Source organism: Pseudomonas sp. R3-56 (genome assembly GCF_051132075.1).
GTDB lineage: Bacteria > Pseudomonadota > Gammaproteobacteria > Pseudomonadales > Pseudomonadaceae > Aquipseudomonas.
This window is the reverse complement of sequence record NZ_CP071657.1, coordinates 5,232,487-5,257,783: the sequence shown is the minus strand read 5'-3', so window position 1 is coordinate 5,257,783 and position 25,297 is coordinate 5,232,487. Positions and strand designations below refer to the sequence as shown.

The 25,297-nt window shown below is 60.9% G+C and carries 20 protein-coding genes; 6 read left to right on the top strand and 14 right to left on the bottom strand.

Going from position 1 to position 25,297, the window contains the following annotated elements; genetic code table 11:
- Window positions 1–260: 260 nt before the first annotated feature.
- The 4 genes from J3P96_RS23960 to J3P96_RS23945 are packed head-to-tail and all read right to left on the bottom strand — an operon-like array spanning window position 261 to window position 3,727.
- Window positions 261–1,418, bottom strand: coding sequence for an osmoprotectant ABC transporter ATP-binding protein OsmV (locus tag J3P96_RS23960; protein ID WP_434569839.1), 1,158 nt, complete (start codon window positions 1,416–1,418; stop codon window positions 261–263).
- Window positions 1,415–2,068 carry an ABC transporter permease gene (locus J3P96_RS23955; RefSeq protein ID WP_305496867.1) on the bottom strand — a complete coding sequence of 218 codons (654 nt, stop codon included), beginning with the start codon at window positions 2,066–2,068 and terminating at the stop codon, window positions 1,415–1,417. Before J3P96_RS23955 ends, J3P96_RS23960 begins: the two co-directional genes overlap by 4 nt.
- A gap of 15 nt (window positions 2,069–2,083) precedes the next feature.
- A complete protein-coding gene (locus tag J3P96_RS23950; RefSeq protein WP_434653693.1) occupies window positions 2,084–2,986 on the bottom strand; it encodes a glycine betaine ABC transporter substrate-binding protein in 903 nt (300 codons plus the stop codon).
- Window positions 2,987–3,010: 24 nt separating this feature from the next.
- A complete protein-coding gene (locus tag J3P96_RS23945) occupies window positions 3,011–3,727 on the bottom strand; it encodes an ABC transporter permease (RefSeq protein WP_186612146.1) in 717 nt (238 codons plus the stop codon).
- A gap of 334 nt (window positions 3,728–4,061) precedes the next feature.
- Between J3P96_RS23945 and J3P96_RS23940 the strand changes: the two genes are divergently transcribed.
- Window positions 4,062–5,645, top strand: coding sequence for a peptide chain release factor 3 (locus J3P96_RS23940; RefSeq protein ID WP_434626148.1), 1,584 nt, complete (start codon window positions 4,062–4,064; stop codon window positions 5,643–5,645).
- Between the two features lie 555 nt (window positions 5,646–6,200).
- The gene (locus J3P96_RS23935; RefSeq protein WP_434653692.1) at window positions 6,201–6,452 is read left to right on the top strand and encodes a hypothetical protein; all 252 of its coding nucleotides are present in this window, start codon (window positions 6,201–6,203) and stop codon (window positions 6,450–6,452) included.
- 127 nt (window positions 6,453–6,579) lie between these two features.
- Here J3P96_RS23935 and J3P96_RS23930 read toward each other — a convergent pair whose 3' ends face one another.
- The 9 genes from J3P96_RS23930 to J3P96_RS23890 form a co-directional block, all read right to left on the bottom strand.
- On the bottom strand, window positions 6,580–7,560 hold the full coding sequence (locus J3P96_RS23930) for a peptide ABC transporter ATP-binding protein (protein WP_305496858.1): 981 nt from the start codon (window positions 7,558–7,560) through the stop codon (window positions 6,580–6,582).
- A complete protein-coding gene (locus J3P96_RS23925) occupies window positions 7,560–8,528 on the bottom strand; it encodes an ABC transporter ATP-binding protein (RefSeq protein WP_434653691.1) in 969 nt (322 codons plus the stop codon). Before J3P96_RS23925 ends, J3P96_RS23930 begins: the two co-directional genes overlap by 1 nt.
- Window positions 8,529–8,538: 10 nt before the next feature.
- Window positions 8,539–9,450, bottom strand: a complete 912-nt coding sequence (locus J3P96_RS23920) for an ABC transporter permease subunit (protein WP_186639586.1) — start codon at window positions 9,448–9,450, stop codon at window positions 8,539–8,541.
- Window positions 9,451–9,460: 10 nt separating this feature from the next.
- On the bottom strand, window positions 9,461–10,471 hold the full coding sequence (locus J3P96_RS23915; protein WP_305496852.1) for an ABC transporter permease subunit: 1,011 nt from the start codon (window positions 10,469–10,471) through the stop codon (window positions 9,461–9,463).
- A 76-nt stretch (window positions 10,472–10,547) separates the two neighbouring features.
- Window positions 10,548–12,143, bottom strand: a complete 1,596-nt coding sequence (locus J3P96_RS23910) for an ABC transporter substrate-binding protein (protein WP_434653690.1) — start codon at window positions 12,141–12,143, stop codon at window positions 10,548–10,550.
- A 75-nt stretch (window positions 12,144–12,218) separates the two neighbouring features.
- Complete coding sequence (locus tag J3P96_RS23905; RefSeq protein WP_434653689.1) at window positions 12,219–13,640, bottom strand: OprD family porin; 1,422 nt, start codon at window positions 13,638–13,640, stop codon at window positions 12,219–12,221.
- Between the two features lie 171 nt (window positions 13,641–13,811).
- Window positions 13,812–15,413 (bottom strand): ABC transporter substrate-binding protein, encoded by a 1,602-nt coding sequence (locus tag J3P96_RS23900; protein ID WP_434626141.1) that lies wholly within the window; start codon window positions 15,411–15,413, stop codon window positions 13,812–13,814.
- Window positions 15,414–15,719: 306 nt separating this feature from the next.
- Entirely contained in the window at window positions 15,720–17,345 is a 1,626-nt protein-coding gene (locus tag J3P96_RS23895; protein ID WP_434653688.1) for an ABC transporter substrate-binding protein, read from the bottom strand.
- Window positions 17,346–17,600: 255 nt separating this feature from the next.
- The gene (locus J3P96_RS23890) at window positions 17,601–19,202 is read right to left on the bottom strand and encodes an ABC transporter substrate-binding protein (RefSeq protein WP_434653687.1); all 1,602 of its coding nucleotides are present in this window, start codon (window positions 19,200–19,202) and stop codon (window positions 17,601–17,603) included.
- A 742-nt stretch (window positions 19,203–19,944) separates the two neighbouring features.
- Here J3P96_RS23890 and J3P96_RS23885 point away from each other — a divergent pair.
- The gene (locus J3P96_RS23885) at window positions 19,945–20,328 is read left to right on the top strand and encodes a DUF6124 family protein (protein ID WP_434653686.1); all 384 of its coding nucleotides are present in this window, start codon (window positions 19,945–19,947) and stop codon (window positions 20,326–20,328) included.
- A gap of 184 nt (window positions 20,329–20,512) precedes the next feature.
- Here the strand turns inward: J3P96_RS23885 and J3P96_RS23880 are convergent, their stop codons facing one another.
- On the bottom strand, window positions 20,513–21,229 hold the full coding sequence (locus tag J3P96_RS23880) for an SIMPL domain-containing protein (RefSeq protein WP_434653685.1): 717 nt from the start codon (window positions 21,227–21,229) through the stop codon (window positions 20,513–20,515).
- Between the two features lie 364 nt (window positions 21,230–21,593).
- On the opposite strand from J3P96_RS23880, the gene J3P96_RS23875 reads away from it, so the two are divergent.
- From J3P96_RS23875 to J3P96_RS23865, 3 genes are all read left to right on the top strand, one after another.
- Window positions 21,594–22,856, top strand: coding sequence for an ATP-binding protein (locus J3P96_RS23875; protein WP_434602815.1), 1,263 nt, complete (start codon window positions 21,594–21,596; stop codon window positions 22,854–22,856).
- Window positions 22,849–23,409 (top strand): response regulator transcription factor, encoded by a 561-nt coding sequence (locus J3P96_RS23870; protein ID WP_003177957.1) that lies wholly within the window; start codon window positions 22,849–22,851, stop codon window positions 23,407–23,409. The genes J3P96_RS23875 and J3P96_RS23870 overlap by 8 nt, the downstream gene beginning before the upstream one ends.
- Window positions 23,410–23,500: 91 nt before the next feature.
- Complete coding sequence (locus J3P96_RS23865; protein ID WP_305496838.1) at window positions 23,501–25,228, top strand: ABC transporter ATP-binding protein/permease; 1,728 nt, start codon at window positions 23,501–23,503, stop codon at window positions 25,226–25,228.
- The last annotated feature ends 69 nt before the right edge of the window (window positions 25,229–25,297 follow it).

Here is a 25,297-nt window from a genome sequence, read left to right as displayed (position 1 = left end):
ATCAACTAAAAATGTCGCGTTTTTGCACGTCTCCGTCGTGCAGTGCGCGACAGCTCATGATGTAACCGACCGGTGTGACAGGTTGATGTTCCCTCGGATCGGTTTTCGAGCCTGTTGGATGTCACGTTTGCACTTGTGGCGAGGGAGCTTGCTCCCGCTTGGGTGCGAAGCGCCCATCGCTTTTTTTGGGCCGCTTCGCGACCCAGCGGGAGCAAGCTCCCTCGCCACAAAAGCCAGCTACAAAGGCACTCTTTCCCCGCCTAGATGGACGCGGTCTCGGCCGGCGAGACGATACTGGTCTTGCCGCCACGGGACTTGCCGGAGCTCAGGTATTCGGCAATCGATTCCTGGGTCACTTCCCCGAGAAAGACCCGCTCGGCATCCATCACCGGCAGCCACGAACGGTTGAACTCATACATACGCGACAACAGGATCCGCAGATGTTCGTCGTAGGCCGCGGTGGCGTTGAATTCCCGCAGGAACTGCCCGCAGGTGCCGGTCTGGCGGTACAGGTCGCGACGGCGCACATACCCCAGCGCCTTGTTCTCGGCGCAGGTGACCACCACGTAGCGACGGTCGTGTTCGTCCATCAACTCCAGCGCCTCGGCCACCGGTGTTTCGGGGCTGACCGACGGGGCGTTGTCGGCGGCGTCTTCGGCCTTGACCAGCAACAGGCGCTTGAGCGTGCTGTCCTGGCCGACGAAATTGCTGACGAATTCATCGGCCGGGTGGGCGAGGAGCGTGTCCGGGTGATCGCACTGGACCAGCTTGCCGGCGCGGAAGATCGCGATCTTGTCGCCCAGCTTGATGGCTTCGTCGATGTCGTGGCTGACCATGATCACGGTCTTGTTCAGCGCCCGTTGCATCTCGAAGAACTCGTTCTGGATCATCTCGCGGTTGATCGGGTCGACCGCGCCGAAAGGTTCGTCCATCAGCAGCAACGGCGCATCGGCGGCCAGGGCGCGGATCACGCCGATCCGCTGCTGCTGGCCGCCCGACAGTTCACGGGGGTAGCGATGCAGGTACTGCTTGGGTTCGAGCTTGATCATGCTCATCAGCTCGCGGGCGCGGTCGTGGCATTTCTGCTTGTCCCAGCCAAGCAGGCGCGGGACCACGGTGATGTTCTCCTCGATGGTCATGTTCGGGAACAGGCCGATCTGCTGGATCACGTAGCCGATGTTGCGGCGCAGGGTCACCTCGTCGAGGCCGGTGGTGTCTTCGCCGTTGATCAAGACCTTGCCCGAGGTCGGCGGGATCAAGCGGTTGATCATCTTCAGCGTGGTGCTTTTGCCACAGCCCGACGGCCCGAGGAACACGCAGATCTCGCCTTCGTTGACGGTCAGGTTCACCGAGTCCACGGCTTTTACATCCTTGCCGTTGCTCTTGAAGGTTTTGCTGAGGTTTTGAAGTTCGATCATTTTAATAGTCCTTTCGGGGTCAGCGAGCGTTGCAGCCATTGCAGAAGCAGGTCGGCGAAGATGGCCAGGAGGCTGACCAGCACGGCGCCGACGATCAGCATCGACATGTCGCTGCGGCTGATGGAAGCGAGTATGAGCACGCCCAGGCCACCGGCGCCGATGGTGGCGGCGATGGTCATGACGCCGATGTTCATGACCACGGCGGTGCGTACGCCGGCGAGGATCACCGGCACGGCAATCGGCAGTTCGACCATGCGCAGGCGCTGGCCGAAGGTCATGCCAATGCCACGGGCGGCTTCACGAATGCCCGGTTCGACGCCGGTCAAGGCCAGGTACGTGTTGCGCATGATCGGCAGCAGCGAATAAAGGAACACCGCGGTGATCGCCGGCATCGGACCGAGGCCCTGGCCGAACTTGGAATAGAACGGCAGCAGCAGGCCGAACAGGGCAATCGACGGAATGGTCAACAGTACCGTGGCGCTGGCTTGCAACGGGCCAGCGAGCGCCGGGAAGCGGGTCATGAAAATGCCCAGCGGCACGCCGACGATTATCGCCAGGGTCACGGCGATGCCCACCAGGGTGATGTGCTGCCAGGTCAGGTGCAGCACCAGCGGCCAGTCCAGATGGGAAAAGGCGTCAAGAAAATCCATGGCTTTTCCTCCAGGTCATTGGGTTGAGAGCAGGGAATGCTGGCGCAGGAAGTCGGCGGCAACGGCGGAAGGGCTTTCATGATCGACATCCACACGGGCGTTGAGCTGGCGCATGGTTTCGTCGTCGAACAATTCGGCCAGTGGCTTGAGCTGCGCGGCCAGTTGCGGATGGGCGTCGAGGAAGGCCTGGCGCACCACTGGCGCGGCGGTGTAGTCGGGGAAATAGTGCTTGTCGTCTTCCAGCAGCTTCAGCTTGAACGCGTTCAGTCGGCCGTCGGTGGTGTACACCAGTCCGGCGAACACCTGGCTGTTGCGCAGCGCGGTGTAGACCAGGCCGGCGTCCATCTGCCGGATATTCTTGCGGGTCAGGTTCATGCCGTAGCGCTCGACCATGCCGGCCAGGCCGTCGGAACGGTTGGCGAACTCGGTGTCCAGCGCGACCAGGTGATTTTCCTCGGCCTCGGCCTGCAGCACCGTATTCAGTTGGCTGACGGAATTGATCTGCGGGTACTTCTTCGCGACTTTCTCCGGCAGGGCCAAGGCGTAGGTGTTGCTGAATTTCGACGGCGCGAGCCAGACCAGGCCTTTTTTCGCGTCGAGTTCTTTCACCCGGGCGTAGGACTGGGCGCTGTCGAGTTTTTCCGTGACATGGTTGTAGGAAACCAGCGACACGCCGGTGTATTCCCAGAGTAAATCCAGTTGCCCGGTTTCATGGGCGCTGCGGGCCAGGTTGCTGCCCAGCCCGCCAGTGACCTGAGCGTCGTAGCCCTTGTCGCGCAGGTATTGCGCGGTGATCTCGGCCAGCAGGGTCTGCTCGGTGAACACCCGGGCACCGAGGCGGATCAGCGGTTTTTCAGCGGCTTGGGCGAATCCCGCGAACAGCAGCAGGCAGCCCAGGATCAAGCTCAACTTCTTCATAACGATTCCTTTATCCAGCCAAGCTCAAGACGGTCGCAGACCGCGTTCCAGCCAGAGGCGGCTGGCCAGGGTTACCAGGCCGTCGAGCAGCAGCGCCAGCAAGGCGGTGCAGGCCGCGCCGAGCAGCAATTGCGGCTGATTGTTCAAGGCGATGCCGGGGAAGATCAGGCTGCCAAGGCTGTTGGCGCCGATCAGGAACGCCAGCGGTGCGGTGCCGACGTTGATCGCCAGGGCTACGCGCACGCCACCGACGATGATCGGCACGGCGTTGGGCAGCTCGACTTTCCACAGCACCTGGCGCGGGGTCATGCCGATGCCGACGGCAGCTTCCTTGAGCGAGCCCTGGACATTTTTCAGGCCTTCATAGGTGTTGCGCACGATGGGCAACAGCGAGGCGAGGAACAGGGCGAAGATCGCCGGCCCGCTGCCGATGCCCAGGATACCCAGGGCAATGGCCAGCACGGCCAGGGGCGGCACGGTATTGCCGATGTTGAACACTTGCATGAAGCGTTCGGCGCGCCCGACCATGCCGGGGCGGCTGAGGGCGATGCCGGCGGGAATGCCGACGATCAGGGCCGCCAACATGGAAGCCAGTACAAGCATCAGGTGCGCTTGCAGGTAGAACAGCAGGTCGTCGCGGTAACGGTGGATCGTATCGATGCCGATCCAGTGGACCAACAGGGCCAGGAGGGCGACGACGACCGCCCCCCCGATAAGCCCTTTGCCATAGCGGATAGCCACAGGCGGACTCCTTTGTCTTTTTTTGTCGGCGCACGCTTTCCTGGGCGGCGGGCCTTCATCGGTTGCCGGGAAAACGTTCGCGAGAAGCAGCTCTTTTCGATGCCGTCAAAACGGCTGTCGAAGCGAGCCATGAGCGCAGCCTCGTCAGGCTAACTTGCTGATTTTTCAGACCCTGACGGTTGCTCGTATCAGGGTGGTGGACGCCTCCACGCGGCAAAAGGTTCCCATGTGCGGCAGCATCTGGCCACCCTTGATGTGCTCAACGGTTCGGTTCCCGGCACAAGTTGAGCTATAATCGCCGCCCTTTTTTGAATCACCTGCCAGGCGATTTCCCATGACCAAACAGGCCGCCGAAGTCGCGAAACGCCGCACTTTCGCCATTATTTCCCACCCCGATGCCGGTAAGACCACCATCACCGAAAAGCTCTTGCTGATGGGCAAGGCGATTGCGGTGGCCGGCACGGTGAAATCCCGCAAATCCGACCGCCATGCCACCTCCGACTGGATGGAGATGGAAAAGCAGCGGGGTATCTCCATTACCACGTCGGTCATGCAGTTCCCGTATCGCGAGCACATGATCAACCTGCTCGACACCCCGGGCCACGAAGACTTCTCCGAAGACACCTACCGCACGCTGACCGCAGTGGACTCGGCCTTGATGGTCCTCGACGGCGGTAAGGGCGTCGAGCCACGGACCATCGCGCTGATGGACGTCTGCCGTCTGCGGGACACGCCGATCGTCAGCTTCATCAACAAGCTCGACCGCGACATTCGCGACCCGATCGAACTGCTCGACGAAATCGAAGCGGTCCTGAAAATCAAGGCCGCGCCGATCACCTGGCCGATCGGTTGCTACCGCGACTTCAAGGGCGTTTACCACCTGGCCGACGACTACATCATCGTCTACACCGCCGGCCACGGTCATGAGCGCACCGAAACCAAGATCATCGAAAAGCTCGACTCCGACGAGGCCCGCGCGCACCTGGGCGACGAGTACGAGCGCTTTGTCGAGCAACTGGAACTGGTGCAGGGCGCCTGCCATGAATTCAACCAGCAGGAATTCCTCGACGGCCAACTGACTCCGGTGTTCTTCGGGACCGCCCTGGGCAACTTCGGCGTCGACCATGTGCTCGACGCCGTCGTCGATTGGGCTCCGCGCCCGCTGCCACGCGTTGCCAACGAGCGCACCGTGGAGCCGGTGGAAGAGAAATTCGCAGGCTTCGTGTTCAAGATCCAGGCGAACATGGACCCCAAGCACCGCGACCGTATCGCCTTCATGCGCATTTGCTCCGGCAAGTACGAGAAGGGCATGAAGATGCGCCACGTGCGCACCGGCAAGGACGTGCGCATCGGCGACGCCTTGACCTTCTTCTCCTCGGAACGCGAGCAACTGGAAGAGGCCTTCGCCGGTGACATCATCGGGTTGCACAACCACGGCACCATCCAGATCGGCGACACCTTCACCGAAGGCGAAGCCCTGGGTTTTACCGGCATCCCGCATTTCGCCCCGGAACTGTTCCGCCGGGTACGGCTGAAGGATCCGCTCAAGTCCAAGCAACTGCGCCAGGGCCTCCAGCAGTTGGCCGAAGAGGGCGCCACCCAGGTGTTCTTCCCGGAGCGCAGCAACGACATCATCCTCGGCGCCGTCGGTGTGCTGCAGTTCGACGTCGTCGCCAGTCGCCTGAAAGAGGAATACAAAGTCGAGTGCTCCTACGAGCCGATCACCGTGTATTCCGCCCGCTGGATTGAATGCGACGACAAGAAAAAACTTGAGGAATTTTCCAACAAGGCCGTGGAAAACCTCGCGCTGGACGGCGGCGGCCACCTGACCTACCTGGCGCCAACACGGGTCAATCTCGCGCTGATGGAAGAGCGCTGGCCAGATGTGAAATTCCGCGCGACGCGCGAGCATCACTAAGCCCCAAGCGTCTAAACCGAAAACCTGTGGGAGCGAGCCTGCTCGCGAAAGCGGAGTGTCAGCCATATCCATTTTTGGATATGCCGCCGTCATCGCGAGCAAGCTCGCTCCCACATTGGTCCTATGCAGGTCGCCAATCTCCCAGTCATCCACAACCCCTGTGGGAGCGAGCCTGCTCGCGAAAGCGGTGGGTCAGCCTGCCTGGATGCCGGATGTGCGGGCCTCTTCGCGAGCAGGCTCGCTCCCACATTAGTCCTGCGCTAGTTTTCCAATCCCCGGCCACCCATAATCCCTGTGGGGCGAGCTTGCTCGCGATGGCGGTGGGTCAGCTTGCCTGGATGCTGGATGTGCTGGCCTCTTCGCGAGCAGGCTCGCTCCCACATTGGACCTTTTGGTGTTATTGGGTTTAGGAATAAACCTTATTCGAAACCGATCTTTAGACGAGCGGCATTTCTGGCTGTTCCGTGGCGTCCTATCTGATGAACCGGTCTGTTCGGAACAGTATTTCCTGAGCACCGTCGGCCCCGGCTTTATCCGGTAAAGAAGGAATTGGCTATGAATAAGCTGCTGCGCATGATGTTTTTTCTAAAGGTGTTGGTGATGCTGTCCCTCGGTTCCACCGCTGCGTGGGCCGAATGCGATGAGCACGAGAAGCACGCGTCGAATGGCTCGGTGGTTCAAGGCGAGTTGATGCTTGCCGCGACCGATGCGGACGCAGGCGATCCGGACGATGGCGAGGATGACGATGGTTCGCCAATCGACACACCGGATGGCGATGAGGATGAAGAGGGCGATAGCCAGACGTAGATGCCCTGCATAAAAAACCCTCCAGTCCGAGTTGGTCTGGAGGGTTTTTTTATTTCCTGTGGCGAGGGAGCTTGCTCCCTCGCCACAAAGGCTTTTCTTGCCTTAAGTGTTTTGCTGCTTTTTAGCCTTACGCCGCGCCGTCAAGGAACCGCTCGGCGTAGTGACACGCCACCAACCGGTTATCGAGTGGGCGAAGCGCCGGTTCTTCGGTCTTGCAACGCTCAGTCGCATACGGGCAGCGCTTGTGGAAGGCGCAGCCGGACGGTGGGTTGAGCGGGTTGGGCAGTTCGCCGACGATCTTGATCTTCGGCTTGTTCGGGTCCGGATGGATGGTCGGCGTGGCCGACAGCAGCGCCTGGGTGTAGGGGTGTAGCGGGCGGCTGTAGATGGACTCGTTGGGGCCCATTTCTACCGGGCGGCCGAGGTACATCACCATCACGTCGTCGGCGACATGCTGCACCACCGCCAGGTTATGGGAGATGAACACGTAGGCGGTGTTGAACTCCTGTTGCAGATCCATGAACAGGTTCAGCACCTGGGCCTGGATCGACACGTCCAGCGCCGAGGTCGGTTCGTCCGCCACCAGCACCTTGGGTTGCAGCATCATGGCGCGGGCCAGGGCGATGCGCTGGCGCTGGCCGCCAGAGAACATATGCGGATAGCGCTGGTAATGCTCGGGGCGCAGGCCCACCTGCTTCATCATCGCCTGGACTTTGTCGCGACGCTCGGTGGCCGAGAGGTTGGTGTTGATGAGCAACGGCTCGGCCAGTTGATCGCCGATTTTCTGCCGCGGGTTGAGGGACGCATAAGGACTCTGGAAGACCATCTGCACGTCTTTGCGCAGTTGCTTGCGCTCGGCCTTGTTGGCGCCGGCCACTTCCTGGCCGGCGATTTTCAAGGAACCGGCGGACGGCTCTTCGATCAGCGTCAGGGCCCGGGCGAGGGTGGATTTGCCGCAACCGGATTCACCCACCACGGCCAGGGTCTTGCCGGCTTCAAGTTCAAACGACACACCGTTGAGGGCGCGCACGGTCGCATGGCCCTTGAACATGCCACGGGACACTTCGTAATGACGGGTCAGGTCACGGGCGGTAAGTACGACGGCCATCACGCCACCTCCTGGTTCAACGGGTAGAAGCAGCGGGCGAGGCTGTTGGATTTCGGATCGAGCGCAGGGCGCTCCTGGCGGCAGTTGTCGCGCACGTACGGGCAGCGCGGCGACAGCAGGCAGCCTTGCGGGCGGTCGTAGCGACCGGGCACGATCCCCGGCAACGTCGCCAGGCGCTCGGCGCCCATGCTGTGCTCCGGAATCGCCGCCAGCAGCGCTTCGCTGTACGGGTGGGCCGGGATGTCGAACAGCTGCGGCACCTGGCCCACTTCCACGGCCTGGCCGGCGTACATCACGCACACGCGCTGGGCGGTTTCAGCCACGACGGCGAGGTCATGGGTGATCAGCACCAGGCCCATGTCCTGCTCTTTCTGCAGGGCCAGCAGCAGGTCCATGATCTGCGCCTGGATGGTCACGTCCAGAGCGGTGGTCGGTTCGTCGGCGATCAGCAGTTTCGGCTCGCCGGCAATCGCCATGGCAATCGCCACGCGCTGGCTCATGCCGCCGGACAGTTGATGCGGGTAGGCATCCATGCGGCTGGCGGCGCCCGGGATCTCGACTTTTTCCAGCAGTTCGATGGCGCGCTTGCGGGCGGCCTTGCCGGACAGCTTCAGATGCAGGCGCAGTACTTCTTCGATCTGGAAACCCACGGTGTAGCTGGGGTTGAGCGCAGTCATCGGGTCCTGGAAAACCATCGCCAGGTCCTTGCCGACGATCTGCCGGCGCTGGCGGTTGCTCAGCTTGAGCATGTTCTTGCCGTCGAAGTTCAGCGCATCGGCGGTAACGATGCCGGGGTGCTCGATCAGGCCCATCAGCGCCATCATGGTCACGGATTTACCCGAGCCCGATTCACCGACGATCGCCAGCACCTCGCCTTTATCCACGCTCAGGTCCAGGCCGTCGACCACCGGCACGGCGGTGGCGTCGCCGAAGCGGACGTTGAGATTCTTGATTTCTAGCAGTGACATGGGAATCTCCTCAGGCGGCATTCTTGAGTTTCGGGTCCAGCGCATCGCGCAGACCGTCGCCCATCAGGTTGATTGCCAGCACGCTGAGCAAAATGGTCAAGCCAGGCAGGCTCACAACCCACCAGGCGCGTTCGATGTAGTCGCGGGCGGAGGCCAGCATGGTGCCCCATTCAGGGGTCGGCGGTTGCACGCCGAGGCCGAGGAAGCCCAGGGCGGCGGCGTCAAGGATCGCCGAGGAGAAGCTCAGGGTCGCCTGGACGATCAGCGGTGCCATGCAGTTGGGCAGCACGGTGATGAACATCAGGCGCGGCAGGCCGGCACCGGCCAGGCGGGCGGCGGTCACGTAGTCGCGGTTCAGCTCGCCCATCACGGCGGCGCGGGTCAGGCGCACGTAGGACGGCAACGAGACGATGGCGATGGCGATCACGGTGTTGATCAGGCCAGGGCCGAGGATGGCGACGATCGCCACGGCCAGCAGCAGCGAGGGCAGGGCGAGCATGATGTCCATCAGGCGCATGATGGTCGGGCCGAGGATGCGCGGGAAGAACCCGGCGAACAGCCCCAGCAGGATGCCCGGGATCAGCGACATCACCACCGACGACAAGCCGATCAGCAGCGACAGCCGCGAACCCTGGATCAGGCGCGAGAGCAAATCACGGCCCAGTTCGTCGGTGCCCAGCAGGAACTGCATCTGCCCGCCTTCGAGCCACGCCGGCGGCGTCAGCAGAAAGTCGCGGTATTGCTCGCTCGGGTCGTGCGGCGCGACCCACGGGGCGAAGAGTGCGCAGAACACGATCAGGATCATGAACATCAGCCCGGCGACGGCGCCCTTGTTGCGGGAAAACGCCTGCCAGAATTCTTTGTATGGGGACGGGTACAGCAGGCTTTGATCGACTGCTACCGCGGTAGTTGGAGTACTCATGGTCTTGATCTCAGCGCTGGTGACGGATACGTGGGTTGGCAAAGCCGTAGAGAATGTCCACGACGAAGTTGACCAGAATCACCAGGCAGGCGATTAACAGGATGCCGTTCTGCACCACGGGATAGTCCCGGGCGCCGATGGCTTCGATCAGCCACTTGCCGATGCCCGGCCAGGAGAAGATCGTTTCGGTCAGGACCGCGCCGGCCAGCAGCGTGCCGACTTGCAGGCCGACCACGGTCAGCACCGGGATCAGGGCGTTGCGCAGGCCGTGCACGAACACCACGCGCGACGGCGACAGGCCCTTGGCCTTGGCCGTGCGGATGTAGTCCTCGCGCAGCACTTCGAGCATCGAGGAGCGGGTCATGCGGGCGATCACCGCCAGCGGAATGGTGCCCAGCACGATGGCCGGCAGGATCAGGTGATGCAACGCGTCGAGGAACGCGCCCGGCTCATCGGCCAGCAGCGTATCGATCAGCATGAAGCCGGTTTTCGGCTCGATGTCGTAGAGCAGGTCGATCCGTCCCGACACCGGTGTCCAGCCCAGGGACACCGAGAAGAACATGATCAGGATCAGGCCCCACCAGAAGATCGGCATCGAATACCCCGCCAGGGAGATGCCCATCACCCCATGGTCGAAAAGGGATCCTCGCTTGAGCGCCGCGATCACCCCGGCCAGCAGGCCGAGGATACCGGCGAACAGCAGCGCGGCCAGGGACAGTTCCAGGGTCGCGGGAAACAGCGAGCTGAACTCGGTCCATACGCTTTCACGGGTACGCAGCGATTCGCCAAGATCGCCCTGGGCCAGTTTGCCGATGTAGTCCAGGTACTGGGCATACAGCGGTTTGTTCAGGCCAAGGCGTTCCATTGCCTGAGCATGCATTTCGGGATCGACCCGACGTTCGCCCATCATCACTTCCACGGGGTCGCCGGGGATCATGCGAATCAACGCGAAGGTCAGCAAGGTGATGCCGAAGAACGTGGGAATCAGTAATCCCAGTCGGCGGGCAATAAAACTAAACATCTTCAGGTGTACCTCATCAGCCGGTTAGGCGTGCCCTTCGACGCTTGGGGTCAAGTGTCGAAGGGCGTTTTCTTATCTACTTCACCTGGGTGGTGGCGAAGTTGTTGGTGGTGAGCGGGCTAATTACATAACCCTCTACGTTCTTGCGCATTGCCGTGAACATGCGGGTGTGGGCCATGCTGATCCATGGCTGGTCCTGGTTGAAAATCACCTGGGCCCGCTCATAGAGCCTGGCACGCTCCTCGGGGTTCACTGTGGCGCGTGCCTGGTCGAGCAGCGCCTGGAATTTCTCGTTGCACCAGCGCGCGTAGTTTTCGCCGTTCTTGGCGGCTTCGCAACTGAGCATAGGCGTCAGGAAATTATCCGGGTCGCCGTTATCGCCCGCCCATCCGGCGGAAACCATATCGTGCTCGCCGTTTTTCGCGCGTTTGAGCATTTCGCCCCATTCCATCACGCGGATATCGACCTTGATCCCGACTTTCGCCAGGTCGGCCTGCATCATTTGCGCGCCGAGCATCGGGTTGGGGTTGGTCGGACCGCCGCCGTTGCGGGTGAACAGGGTAAACACGGTGCCTTCCGGCACGCCGGCTTCCTTGAGCAACTGGCGCGCCTTGTCGAGGTCGCGGGTCGGGTTCTTCAGGTCGTGGTTGTAACCCAGCAGCGTCGGCGGGTACGGATTGACCGCGGCGGTGGCGTTGCCCTTGCCGAACAGCGCGTTGACGTAGGCTTCCTTGTCGAAGGCCAGGTCGATGGCTTTGCGCACCCGCACGTCGCTCATGTATTTGTGGCTGGTGTTCAGGGCGGTGTAGGAAACGGTCATCGCATCCAGCTCGGTGACCTTCAGGTTGGGGTCTTTCTTGATGCTGGGGATATCGTCCGGTTTCGGGTACAGCGCAATCTGGCACTCATTGGTCTTGAGTTTTTGCATGCGCACATTGTTATCGGTGGCGATCGCCAGCACCAGCGCATCGGCCGGCGGCTTGCCCCGGAAGTAGTCCGGGTTGGCCTTGAAGCGGACCTGGGCGTCTTTGTTGTAGCGCTGGAAGATGAACGGCCCGGTGCCGATCGGCTTGTTGTTCAGCTCGCCGGCCTTGCCTGCCTTGAGCAACTGGTCGGCGTATTCGGCCGGGTAGATCGAGGAGAACGCCATGGCGATGTCGGCCAGGAACGGTGCTTCGCGGCGGGTCAGGGTGAACTTGACCGTGTGCTCGTCGACTTTTTCGACGTTCTTGAGCAGTTCCTTGAAACCCATGCTTTCAAAATACGGGAAACCCACGCTCGACAGTTTGTGCCACGGGTGATTCGGGTCCAGCTGGCGCTGGAAGCTCCAGACCACGTCGTCGGCGTTCATGTCGCGGGTCGGCTTGAAGTAATCGGTGGTGTGGAACTTGACGCCTTTGCGCAGGTGGAAGGTGTACGTCAGGCCGTCGTCGCTGATGTCCCAGGACTCGGCCAGGGCCGGAATCACTTCGGTGGTGCCGGGCTTGAAGTCGGCCAGGCGGTTGAAGATCGTTTCGGCCACGGCGTCGGCGGTGACTGCAGTCGTGTACTGGACCATGTCGAAGCCTTCCGGACTGGCTTCTGTGCAAACCACCAGGGGTTTGGCCGTGGCGCCAACGGCAACACTCAGCAGTGCGGCGGCAATGGCGGCGCGTAGGGGGTTCATGTTCATCGTCAATCCTCTGCAATCGGTTGAACGGCAAAAAACCGAACGGTCAACCTTGTGGGTCGACCGTCGGTGGAAAGGTTAGAGAATGTTGAACGGGATGGTGGTGACCAGGCGGAATTCGTTGATGTTGCCATCAGCCTGGTTTTCGCTGGCGCGGTGCGTGGTGTAGGTCGCGCGAATCGCGGTGGCCTTGAGCGGGCCGCTCTGCACGGCGTAGGAGGCGCCGACGCCATATTCGTAGTGAGTTTCGCCGTCCATCAGGCTCAGGTCGCCGCGCTGGGCGCCTGGGGAGGTGTAGGCCGTGCCTCGGTAATGCGTGCCGTCGATGCCCCAGCCACGTGCCTGGTAGATGTTGAACTTCAGGCCTGGAACGCCATACTCGGCCATGTTCAGGCCGTAGGCGATCTGGAACGATTTCTCGTTCGGGCTGTTGAAGTCCGACAGCAGGGAGTTGGCCAGGTAGATGCCGTTGGTTTCGTGCAGGTAGTCGAAGTACTCGTCGCCGTTCACTTCCTGGTAGGAGAACGTCAGGCTGTGGGCCTGGTGAGCAAGGCCGAGCGACAGGGAGTAGGTATCATTGTCGATATTCCCCATCAGTTTTTTGCCTTCGTCGACGGTTTTGTAGTAATTCAGGCTGGTGGTCAGGCTGAGTACCTGGCTATCACCCAGCTCGTGGGTAGCGCCGAAGTAGTACTGGTTCCAGAAGTCCTCAACCTTGGCACCATACAGGCTGGTTTTCAGGCTCTTGAACGGCTGGTAGTTCACACCGGCGGTGTAGACCTTGTCGGTTTCCACGCCAGTGGCGGAATACTCGGTACGAAATTTCGACAAGCTCTGCTCGGTCCGTGGCGAAACGCGGTCGAAGCCGGCCAGATCGAACGACAGGTTGTTGAATTCTTCACTGTGCAGGCTGATACCCTCGAAGCTCGAAGGCAATGCACGGTTGCCGATGACGTCGATGATCGGCGTACTGAAATTCTGGCGACCCGCGGTCAGAGTGGTGTTCGATACACGGAACTTGGCGTTGGCCAGGCCCAGTTTGCTCCACTGGTCCACGGCATCGCCGTTGGAGTCCGCCAGGGTGCGGTTGGAGCCACCGGCGATGTGCTTGCGATCCCGGTCCAGCACGATAGCGTTGTAGGCGGCGACTTCGGTGCTGACGCCGACGGTGCCCTGGGTAAAGCCCGAGGTGTAGTTGACGATGGTGCCCTGGACCCAGTTGATACGACGAGCGATCGGCGTCGCTGGCACGGTAGGGTCATTTTTTACGCTATTTGGCTTGTAGCTGAATCGGTCGTCGCGGCGTTTCAACTCGTTGGAGTACCAGTTACGCGTCGTGCCCCCCAGGCTTTGGCCGTCGATGAAACCTTTTGCTTCGCTTTGGGCGCTGCTGTCGGCCAGCGCGGTAGGAACGAATTCCTGACTGACAGATTCAGCGTAAGCCGTGGCCGTAACGCTGCTGATGGCCAGGGCCAGTATCGCGGTGCTGCTCAGTTTCATGGGTAACGCTCCTTTTTCTTTCTTTTTTATGCCGTTCTTTTTCGGTGATACGGCTATTGGTTTACAACTCATTTACAGCTTGCAAACGTTTGCCAGGCGCTTGATCGGCGAATTAAGGCAAAACGCTGGCGGAGGGCTTCCAAAGGAAGCCCTCGCTGCATGGCTAAACGGTTATGGGTTCAGGCTGACGCCCGAGAAGACGTTGCGACCGAAGGGGCTGACCTTGAACCCTTCGACTTTGGCACTCAGCGGCTGGTTGACCGTCGAGTGGGCGATAGGCGTGATCGGCACTTGCTGCTTGAGCAACTGCTGGGCCTGTTTATAGAGCACGGTGCGCTGCTCGCGGTCGGTGACGATCTTGGCCTGCTTGATCAGCTTGTCGTAGTCCTGGTCACACCATTGGGAGTAGTTGTTGCCACCAATGGCGTCGCAGCTGTACAGCGTACCCATCCAGTTGTCCGGGTCCCCGTTGTCGCCGGTCCAGCCGATCAGGTTGATGTCGTGCTCACCGTTCTTGGTGCGCTTGATGTATTCGCCCCATTCGTAGGTGACGATCTTCACCTTCAAGCCGATCTTCGCCCAGTCGGACTGGAGCATCTCGGCCATCAGCTTGGCGTTGGGGTTGTACGGGCGTTGCACGGGCATGGCCCAGAGGGTGATTTCGGTGCCTTCCTTGACCCCGGCGGCCTTGAGCAGCTCCTTGGCTTTTTCCGGGTCGTAGGGAGCGTCCTTGATCGTGTCGTCGTAGGACCATTGGGTGGGTGGCATCGAGTTTTGCGCCAACTGCCCCGCGCCCTGGTACACGGCGTTGAGAATGCCCTGCTTGTTCACCGCCATGTCCAGCGCCCGGCGCACTTCGACCTGGTCGAAGGGTTTGTGGCGGGTGTTATAGGCGATGTAGCCGAGGTTGAAGCCGGGTTTCTCGATCAGTTGCAGCTTGGGATCGTTCTTCAGCGCCGGCACATCGGCCGGACGTGGATGCAGGGTGATCTGGCATTCGTTGGCCTTGAGCTTCTGCACCCGTACCGACGCATCGGTGTTGATCGAGAAGATCAGGTTGTCCAGCTTGACCCGCTCAGGCGCCCAGTACTGCTTGTTGGCGACGTAGCGGATGTTGGAGTCTTTCTGGTAGCTCTTGAACTCGAAAGCCCCGGTGCCGATCGGCTTCTGGTTGATGTCGCTCGGCTTGCCGCTAGTGAGCAGCTTGTCGGCGTACTCGGCCGAAAGGATCGAGGCGAAGCTCATGGCGATGTTCTGGATGAACGCGGCGTCCACGCTGTTGAGCGTCATGACCACCGTCAACGGCCCCGTCGCTTCGACCTTGGCGATGTTCTTGTTCAGGCTCATGCCGTTGAAGTACGGGAACTCGGTGGGGTAGGCCTTGCGGAACGGATGCTGCGGATCGAGCATGCGGTTGAAGGTGAACAGCACGTCGTCGGCGTTGAAATCCCGGGTCGGCGTGAAGTAGTCGGTGGTGTGGAATTTCACCCCTTCGCGCAGGTGGAAGGTGTATTTCAGGCCGTCTTCGGAAATGTCCCAGCTCGTCGCCAGGCCCGGCACGACATTGGTCGCGCCTTTTTCAAATTCGGCCAGGCGGTTGTACAGCGGTTCGGCGGCATCGTTGTCGGTCGCGGTGGTGTATTGCGCGGTGTCGAAACCGGCAGGGCTGCCTTCGGAACAGAACACCAAGCTGCCGCCGGCAGCCTGGGCCGCGGATGTAGCGGCCAGCAGGCCGGTGCCCAGCAATGCGGATAAAACCAAGGTATGGCGCATGACGCTCCCTCTCTCGTTCGGGGTGTTTGACAGTGAACCGGTGTCCTTCCAGGGACGGGGCCGGGGCACTGGGCTCATTCCAATGCGTGAACAGCGCTGCCGCAGGACTGGCAAATCGTCCGGCCCCGACGGTATGGGTCGTGGGCCAGGCGGTATATGCGTAATGCCTGAAAGACTTGTGGAAAAGGCGACACGTCCTAAACCAACTGCTGTGGTACGCAGTGCTTTTGGATGTAGGCAATTTCCAAGTCTTTGTCTCGGCAGATAAAGCAACGGCGACGTTGGAAACGCCGCCGTTGATTACCTTTATTTGCTGACGCTAACGCCGTAGAAGGAGTTCAAGCCAAAGGGGCTGATCTTGAAGTCCTGCACGTTGGCGCGCATGGGTTGATACACCGTCGAGTGAGCGATAGGTGTCATCGGCACGGCGTCCTTGAGGACGTGTTGCGCCTGTTTGTAGAGGTCGGTGCGCTTGGCCTGGTCGGTGGTGCGCTTGGCTTCCTTGACGAGGCCGTCGAACTTCTTGTCGCACCATTTGGAGAAGTTGTTGCCTTGCAGCGAGTCGCAGCCAAACAACACGTTGAGCCAGTTGTCCGGGTCACCGTTGTCGCCGCTCCAGCCAATGATCATGGCCTGGTTCTCGCCGCCCTTGGAGCGCTTGATGTACTCGCCCCACTCATAGCTGGTGATCTTGACCTTCAGGCCGATCTTGGACCAGTCATTCTGCAGCATTTCCGCCATCAGTTTGGCGTTCGGGTTGTACGGACGCTGAACCGGCATGGCCCACAGAACGATCTCTGTGCCTTCCTTGACGCCGGCTTCCTTGAGCAGAGCCTTGGCTTTTTCAGGGTCGTATTTGGCATCTTTGATGGTGGTGTCGTAGGACCATTGGGTCGGAGGCATGGCGTTGACTGCCAGTTGTCCCGCACCTTGGTACACCGAGTCGATGATCTGTTGCTTGTTTACAGCCATGTCCAAGGCTTGACGAACGCGCAGGTCAGCCAACGGGTTGGGCTTGTCGTCGCCTTTGACTTTTTCCATCACGTTGTAAGCTACATAGCCCAGGTTGAAACCCGCCTGGTCAGGCATCTTCAGCGCTTTGTCGTCCTTGAGGGCCTTGAGGTCGGCCGGGCGTGGGAAGAGGGTGATCTGGCACTCGTTCTTCTTCAGCTTCTGGATACGCACCGACGGGTCGGTGGTGATGGCGAAGATCAGGTTGTCGATCTTCACGTCTTCAGGCTTCCAGTAGTCCTTGTTGCCGGTGTAACGGATGTTGGAGTCTTTCTGGTAGCTCTTGAACACGAACGGGCCGGTGCCGATCGGCTTCTGGTTGATGTCGGGGGCCTTGCCATCCTTGAGCAGCTGGGCGGCGTACTCGGCGGACTGGATCGAGGCGAAGCTCATGGCCAGGTTCTGGATGAACGCGGCGTCGACATCCTTGAGGGTGAACTTGACGGTGTGGTCGTCGACTTTATCGACCTTGGTGATGTTGGTGTCCATCCCCATGTCGGTGAAGTACGGGAATTCGGTTGGGTACGCCTTACGGAACGGATCGTCCTTGTTGATCATGCGGTTGAACGTGAAGAGCACGTCATCGGCATTAAATTCACGGGTCGGCTTGAAATACGGGGTGGTGTGGAACTTGACGCCGTCACGCAGATGGAACGTGTAGGTCAGGCCGTCTTCGGAAATGTCCCACTTGGTGGCCAGGCCAGGAATCACGGCGGTACCGCCGCGCTCAAACTGGGTCAGGCGGTTGAACATGGTTTCTGCAGAGGCATCGAAGTCGGTTCCGGTGGTGTACTGACCAGGGTCAAAACCGGCCGGGCTGCCTTCGGAGCAGAACACCAGGTTAGTCGCGGCGGAAGCGAAAGGAGCGCTGGCTAACAAGCCTGCGCCGACTAAAAACGGAATGACCGCGTGTTTAAGCATGTTGGCCTCATGATTTGTTGTCATTTTTGGATTTGAGGGCGACCTCGTGAGTCGTCCTGCGGATACTTATGCAGGCCCCATACCCAATGCAAGATCCAGAGCGGTTTCAAGTCTGAAACAGTGGCACGTACGTACCTTAATGTCGCATCTTTATAACTTTTGACGCATTTGAACGTTTGCGCAGGTTTTTTTGGGGCAAGCGGCGCTCCGTACCGGTGCGCTGCGAGGCTGCAACGCACCGGCCTGGGGCGGGTTTTACTTGTTCAAACCCACGCCGTAGAAGGGTGTAAGCCCGAACGGGCTGAGCTTGAAATCGACCACTTCCTTGCGTATCGGCTGGAACACCGTCGAGTTGGCGATGGGCGTGATGGGCACCTGCTGCTTGAGGATTTTCTGCGCCTGGCGGTACAGGTCGATGCGTTGCTGGCGGTCGGTCGAGACCTTGGCCTGCTGGACCAGCCGGTCGTAGGTCGGGTCGCACCACTTGGCGTAGTTGCTGCCCTTGACCGCCGCGCAGCTGTACAGCACGCCGAGCCAATTGTCCGGATCGCCGTTGTCGCCGGTCCAGCCGTAGATCATCGCGTCATGCTCACCATTCTTGGCGCGCTTGATGTACTCGCCCCATTCGTAGCTGACGATGTTGGCCTTTATGCCAACTTTGGCCCAGTCCTGCTGGATCATTTGCGCAGACATTCGCGCATTGGGGTTGGAGGCGCGCTGCACCGTCATTGCCCATAAATCAATGGTTGTACCGGGCGCAACCCCGGCTTCCTTGAGGAGCGCCTTGGCCTTGGTCACGTCATGGGGCGCATCCTGGATCGCCGGGTCGAACGACCATTGGGCCGGGGGCAAGGCGTTCTGCGCCAACTGCCCGGCGCCCTGATACACGGCCTTGATGATCGCCGGCTTGTCGATGGCCATGTCCAGCGCCTGACGGACCTTGAGCTGGTCCAGCGGCGGATGCGTCACGTTATAGGCGAGGAAACCCAGGTTGAAACCGGGCTGCCTGAGCACGCGCAGGTTCGGGTCCTGCTCCATCACTTCGATGTCGGCCGGACGCGGATAACCGCTGACCTGGCATTCGCCGCGCTTGAGCTTTTGCAGGCGCACGGCGGCGTCCGGGGTGATGGAAAAAATCAGGTTGTCGAGCTTAACGTCCTCGGGTTTCCAGTACGCCGTGTTGGCGGCGTAGCGGATCTGCGAATCCTTCTGATAGCGCTTGAACACAAACGGCCCGGTGCCGATGGGCTTCTGGTTGAGGTCGCCGGCCTTGCCTTCCTTCAATAGCTGCGCTGCGTACTCGGCGGACTGCACGGAGGCAAAACTCATCGCCAGGTTCTGCACGAATGCGGCGTCGACGTTGTTCAGGCTGAAGCGCACGGTGTGCTCATCGATTTTTTCGACGCTTTTGATCGTGGTGTTCAGGCCCATGTCGGTGAAGTACGGCGACTCGGTGGGGTAGGCCTGACGGAACGGATGTTGCGGATCGAGCAGGCGCTGGAACGTGAACAGCACGTCGTCGGCGTTGAAGTCGCGGCTCGGGGTGAAATAGTCGGTGGTATGAAACTTCACACCCTCGCGCAGGTGGAAGGTGTAGGCCAGGCCATCGGCGGATACGTCCCAGCTTGACGCCAACCCGGGCTCGACTTCGGTGCCGCCGCGCTTGAACTGGGTGAGGCGGTTGAAGACGGTTTCGGCCGAGGCATCGAAGTCGGTGCCGCTGGTGTATTGGCTGGGATCGAAGCCGGCGGGGCTGGCTTCGGAGCAATAGACCAGGGTGGTCGCGGCCTGGGCCAGTGGGGCGCCGCTCAGCAGGGCAAGCGTAAGCAAGAGGGGTTTGAAGGTGGTTCTGTCCATGAAATCCCTTAGATCTTGATGACGGTTTTTCTGAAGGGTAGCGGGTGGGGCGGGCGCGTAGGAAATATCTAAAAGTGAGGGTGACCGTTGGGTTTGGGTATAGCGCTTGGACGAGCCGGCTCGACATCCCACCTGTTTTTGCGCTGGTATTGCAACCCCATTGTGGGAGCGAGCCTGCTCGCGAAGGCGTTCTAAAGGCCGCCATAAATCGCTGGCCGACCACTTTCCCCGTGGTGAGGGAGCTTGCTCCCGCAGGGGCGCGAAGCGGCCCAATAACAGCGACTCTGTACATCTGACACACCGAGGTGTCTGGTTTTGGGACTGCTGCGCCCGAAGCGTCGGACCGGCCCAGCGGGAGCAAGCTCCCTCGCCACGGAGGTTGTGTCGGGTTGTTAGGTGGCATGCGTCCTTCGAAAGCTTAGGAACATTCGGCCTTACAAAAGGAAATGTCCGACGTGTTTTTAGGGTTGCCGGTCGGAAGTGCGGTCTCTAGTCTTTTGGTTGTCGCTGCCACTCAGCGGCCGGGCGTGAGAAACCCGAATAATAGGCATCCAGCCTCGATACCTGCATAATTGCAGCCAGCTTATCCGCTGCCTGTAGATGCGTTATGGCGGCTGTGTGCGGGCAGACCTCGGTCTGGCCGAGTACCTATTCTCGGATTTCTCACCCCTGCACACAGCTGCCACCCATTTGCCGAGTGAGAAACGGTAAGTGATGGCTCTCATCACTAATAGGTAAAAAAATGGATAAGCCAGTCCCCGACCCACCCTTCAACAAACTCAACCCGCTTGCCGGCTTCGATTCCATCGAAGAACTGCTGAAAGACCGCGCAGCCGCCGAGCGAGTCCTCGATCATTACCTCAACCCGAAACCACCTGAAAAAAGTACCGATCCACGCATTGACAGTCTGTTCTCCGTCACGGCGGATGCCGACGCCGACACGCTGCTGAGCAGTACCTCGGAAACCCTGGCCTCGATCAAAGCCATGGCCGAGGATCTGGCCTTTGAAGTGGAGGGCACGCGGCGCAGCGTGGCGCTGGGGATTCATCAGTTGGTGGAGTTGTGCCAGTTGCTGGTGGACAAGGCGCTGGACCAGCTTGAAGCACAGGCCAGCCCGGCACCTTGATCTCCTTGTGGCGAGGGAGCTTGCTCCCGCTGGGCTGCTCAGCAGCCCCAAAACCAGACGCCTCGGAGTGTCGGTCAGCCTGAATCGTTGCTGTTGGGGCCGCTTCGCGCCCCAGCGGGAGCAAGCTCCCTCGCCACGGGGACGCGGTAGTCAGCCGGTGATACTGGCTGGCCACCGCCAATCATTACTGCATCAACACCTCAACCACCCCATCCGCGGTCATGGTCACTTTGCTGGTGCCGGCTTCAACCTCAGGCGTGACCGACTCAGCGTCCATGGATGCCGCTTTCATCATCATTTGCGGGCGCATGTACGGTTGTGGGTAACCGTTGGTGTTGAAGTTCAGGTTGACGATCTTGTAGCCCTTGCCGCCCAGGGCTTCGGTGGCGAGTTGGGCGCGGGCCTTGAAGGCGTTGACGGCATCCTTGAGCAGGGCGTCTTCGCTGGTCTGGCGGGTGGCGGTGGCGATGGCGAAATCCATGCCGGCCATTTTCATGTCGCCCAGCAGATCGCCGGTGAGTTTGGACAGGGCGGCGAAGTCGGCGCTTTCCAGGCGCAGCTCGGCGCGTTCGCGCCAGCCGGTGATTTTCCCGCCTTTGTTGTCATAGACCGGGTAGCTGTTGCGGCTGCCCTGGCGCAGGTTGATGTCCTTGACTTGCTTGGCCTGGCCGATGGCTTTGTTCAGCGTGGTGCTGACGGCGGCGGCGAGTTTGGCCGGGTCGGTGTTCTGTTCCTCGGTGTAGAGGGTGACGATCATCAGGTCGCGGGCCACTTCCTGGCTGGCTTCGGCGTGCAGGGAGATCTGGTTGTAGTGCAGCTCATCGGCGGCCAGGGCCGGCAGGCTGGCGACGGCGCCTAGGCTGAGGGCGAGCAGGGCGGCGGGGCGACTGAACGTGTGCATGAAAGCTCCTTGGGATGATGCGCAGGGGTAGGTTCCGAGCCTGCGTGAACGATAAGACTCTAGCTTTTATGGGCGGGTTCGCACAGTTACAACTTCTATACAGATGATGCCCGGCGAAGGCTTTCTGTGGTGAGGGGATTTATCCCCGTCTGGGCGCGAAGCGCCCCCAAAAGATCAGCCATCACACTGAATCAGGTCATGACACTATCGGGACTGCTGCGCAGTCCAGCGGGGATAAACCCCCTCGCCACAGGAGGCTGCGGCAAGGCGGGAAGCTGTGGCGCTTTGCCGCATCTTCGCCTATGCCCGCCGCGCCTTGGTTATACTCCGTGCGATCCGCCTGGAGCGCTCATCAGGAGAGCTCATGCTCGCCCCTTTGCAAATGACTTCCGCTTCGCGCCAGAACCTCTGGCGTCTGACGTTCATCCGCATTCTGGTCCTCGCGGCCCAGGCTGGCTCCGTGGGGCTTGCCTATTGGTTCGACCTGCTGCCGCTGCCCTGGCTGCAACTGGCGATTACCCTGGTGTGCTCCAGCGTACTCTGCGCATTGACGGCGATTCGCCTGCGCACTTCCTGGCCGGTGACCGAGCTTGAATATGCCGTGCAACTGGCCTGCGACCTGTTTATCCACAGTGCGCTGCTGTATTTCTCCGGCGGGTCGACCAACCCCTTCGTGTCGTATTACCTGGTGCCGCTGACGATTGCTGCGGTTACGCTGCCGTGGCGTTTTTCGCTGATCCTGTCCGGCATCGCCCTGGCGCTGTACACCTTGTTGCTGGCGCGGTTCTATCCGCTGGAAACCTTCCCCATCGCCCGGGAAAACCTGCAGATCTACGGCATGTGGCTGAGTTTTGCCCTGGCCGCCGCGGTCATCACGTTTTTTGCCGCGCGCATGGCCGAAGAGCTGCGTCGCCAGGAAGAGCTGCGGGCGATTCGCCGCGAAGAGGGCCTGCGCGACGAGCAATTGCTGGCCGTGGCGACCCAGGCCGCCGGCGCCGCCCATGAATTGGGCACGCCGCTGGCGACCATGAGCGTGCTGCTCAAGGAAATGCGCCAGGATCATCACGACCCGGCGTTGCAGGAAGACCTCAGCGTGCTGCAGGACCAGGTCCAGCTGTGCAAGGAAACCCTGCAATACCTGGTGCGTGCCGCCGAGGCGAACCGCCGGCTGGCCATCGAAATGCAGGACGTCACCGACTGGCTCGACGAGGCCCTGAATCGCTGGCACCTGATGCGCCCCGAAGCCAGTTATCGCTTCCAGTGCCTGGGCCAGGGCACGGTGCCGCGCATGGCGCCGCCGCCGGACCTGACCCAGGCCTTGCTGAACCTGCTGAATAACGCCGCCGACGCCTGTCCCGAAGGCCTGGAAGTGGTGCTGGACTGGAACGCCTATGAACTGACGATCTGCATTCGCGACCACGGCGCCGGTGTGCCGCTGGCGATTGCCGAGCAGATCGGCAAACCGTTTTACACCACCAAGGGCAAGGGTTTCGGCCTCGGCCTGTTTTTGAGCAAGGCCAGCGTGACACGCGCCGGCGGCTCGGTGAAACTCTACCCCCATGAGGAGGGCGGCACGCTCACCGAGCTGCGCCTGCCCCATGCCGACCGAGGAGACGAATATGAGTGACGAGATCCAAGTCGACGGCGAAGAACTGCCGCACCTGTTGCTGGTGGACGACGATGCCACCTTCACCCGCGTCATGGCCCGGGCCATGTCCCGACGCGGTTTTCGCGTCAGCACCGCCGGCTCCGCCGAAGAGGGCCTGACCATCGCCCAGGCCGACCTGCCGGACTACGCCGCCCTCGACCTGAAGATGGATGGCGACTCCGGGCTGGTGCTGCTGCCCAAGCTGCTGGAACTCGACCCGGAAATGCGCGTGGTGATCCTCACCGGTTATTCAAGCATCGCCACGGCGGTCGAGGCGATCAAGCGCGGCGCCTGCAATTACCTGTGCAAACCGGCCGACGCCGACGACGTGCTGGCCGCGCTGTTGTCCGAGCATGCCGACCTGGACACGCTGGTGCCGGAAAACCCGATGTCGGTGGACCGCCTGCAGTGGGAACACATCCAGCGGGTGCTGACCGAGCACGAAGGCAACATCTCCGCCACCGCCCGCGCCCTGGGCATGCACCGGCGGACCTTGCAACGCAAATTGCAGAAGCGTCCGGTACGTCGCTGAACCTGCGCTGAACGAATGCTGTCCACCCTCGCGACACATCGGGCCGTTGCTTTATGATCGGCCCGAGTTTTCCCCTTATCGAGCCTTAACCATGAATCAGAACGCTGAATATTCCGCGGTCAATGACGCGGTGCGCGGCCAGTTTTTCCGCCGTGTCTGGCAAATGACCACGCCATACTGGCGCAGTGAGGAGAAGGGCAAGGCCTGGACGCTGTTGATCGCCGTAATTGCGCTGTCGCTGTTCAGCGTGGCGATTTCGGTGTGGCTGAACAATTGGTACAAGGATTTTTATAACGCCCTGCAGGAAAAGAACAGCGAGGCGTTCTGGAAGTTGATCCTGTATTTCGGCGGCATCGCCACGGTGGCGATCCTCGGCGCCGTGTATCGTCTGTACCTCACCCAGATGCTCACGATTCGCTGGCGGGCCTGGCTCACCGAGCAGCATTTTGCCCGTTGGCTGAACGACAAGAATTATTACCGGCTGGAGCAGGGCGGCTACACCGACAACCCTGACCAGCGGATTTCCGAAGACCTCAACAGCTTCACTTCCACCACGTTGAGCCTGGGCTTGGGGCTGCTGCGTACCGTGGTCAGCCTGGTGTCGTTCTCGATCATTCTGTGGGGCGTGTCGGGCAGCATCGAAGTGTTCGGCTACACGATCCCAGGCTATATGTTCTGGTGTGCGCTGCTGTATGCGGCAGTGGGCAGCTGGCTGACACATCTGATCGGTCGACGCCTGATCGGGCTGAACAACAACCAGCAGCGCTTCGAAGCCGACCTGCGTTTTTCCATGGTGCGGGTGCGGGAAAACGCCGAGAGCATTGCGCTGTACAACGGCGAACCCAACGAGAACCGCCGCCTGAGCGAGCGTTTCGGCCTGGTGTGGCACAACTTCTGGGACATCATGCGCGTGTCCAAGCGCCTGACGTTCTTTACCTCTGGGTATGGGCAGATCGCGATCATCTTTCCGTTTATCGTCGCTGCGCCGCGTTATTTTTCCGGGAAGATCCAGCTGGGCGAGCTCATGCAGATCAACTCGGCGTTCGGCAATGTGCAGGAGAATTTCAGCTGGTTCATTGATGCTTACGCCTCGCTCGCCGCCTGGCGCGCCACTTGTGACCGTCTGCTGAGTTTCCGCCAGGCCATGAGCGACAACGAAGACCGGGTGCCGGCCATCGATGTGCAGAACCAGGGCAACGAACTGAAAGTCCGCAACCTCGGGCTGGACCTGAGCGACGGTCGTCATTTGCTGACCCGCGCTGAACTGAGTGTCGAACCGGGTGAGCGGGTGATGCTCAGCGGGCGTTCCGGCAGTGGCAAGTCCACCTTGCTGCGGGCGATGGGGCATTTGTGGCCCGCCGGGCACGGCAGCATCCTGTTGCCTTCGGCGCGTTATCTGTTCCTGCCGCAAAAGCCTTACCTGCCGATTGGCAGCCTGCGCGAGGTATTGAGTTATCCACAAGCGGGCGATATCTACCCCAACGAACGTTATGCACAGGTGCTGGAAACCTGTCGCCTGCCGCACCTGATTTCGCGGCTGGACGAAAGCAACCATTGGCAACGCATGCTCTCGCCGGGCGAACAGCAGCGCCTGGCCTTCGCCCGTGCGTTGCTGTATGCGCCGCTATGGCTGTATATGGATGAAGCAACGTCGGCGATGGATGAAGAAGACGAGGCAACGCTGTACCAGGCGTTGCTCGACCAGCTGCCAGGCCTGAGCATCATCAGCGTCGGCCATCGAAGCAGTTTGAAACGTTTCCATGGGCGACATGTGCGCATCGAGAATGGCCAACTGGTGGAGCAGGCCGTAACCGCCTGAAACCCCCAAACCTGATGTGGGAGCGAGCAGGCTCGCGAAGGCGGTGTGTCAGTTGCGGTTGAAGTGTCT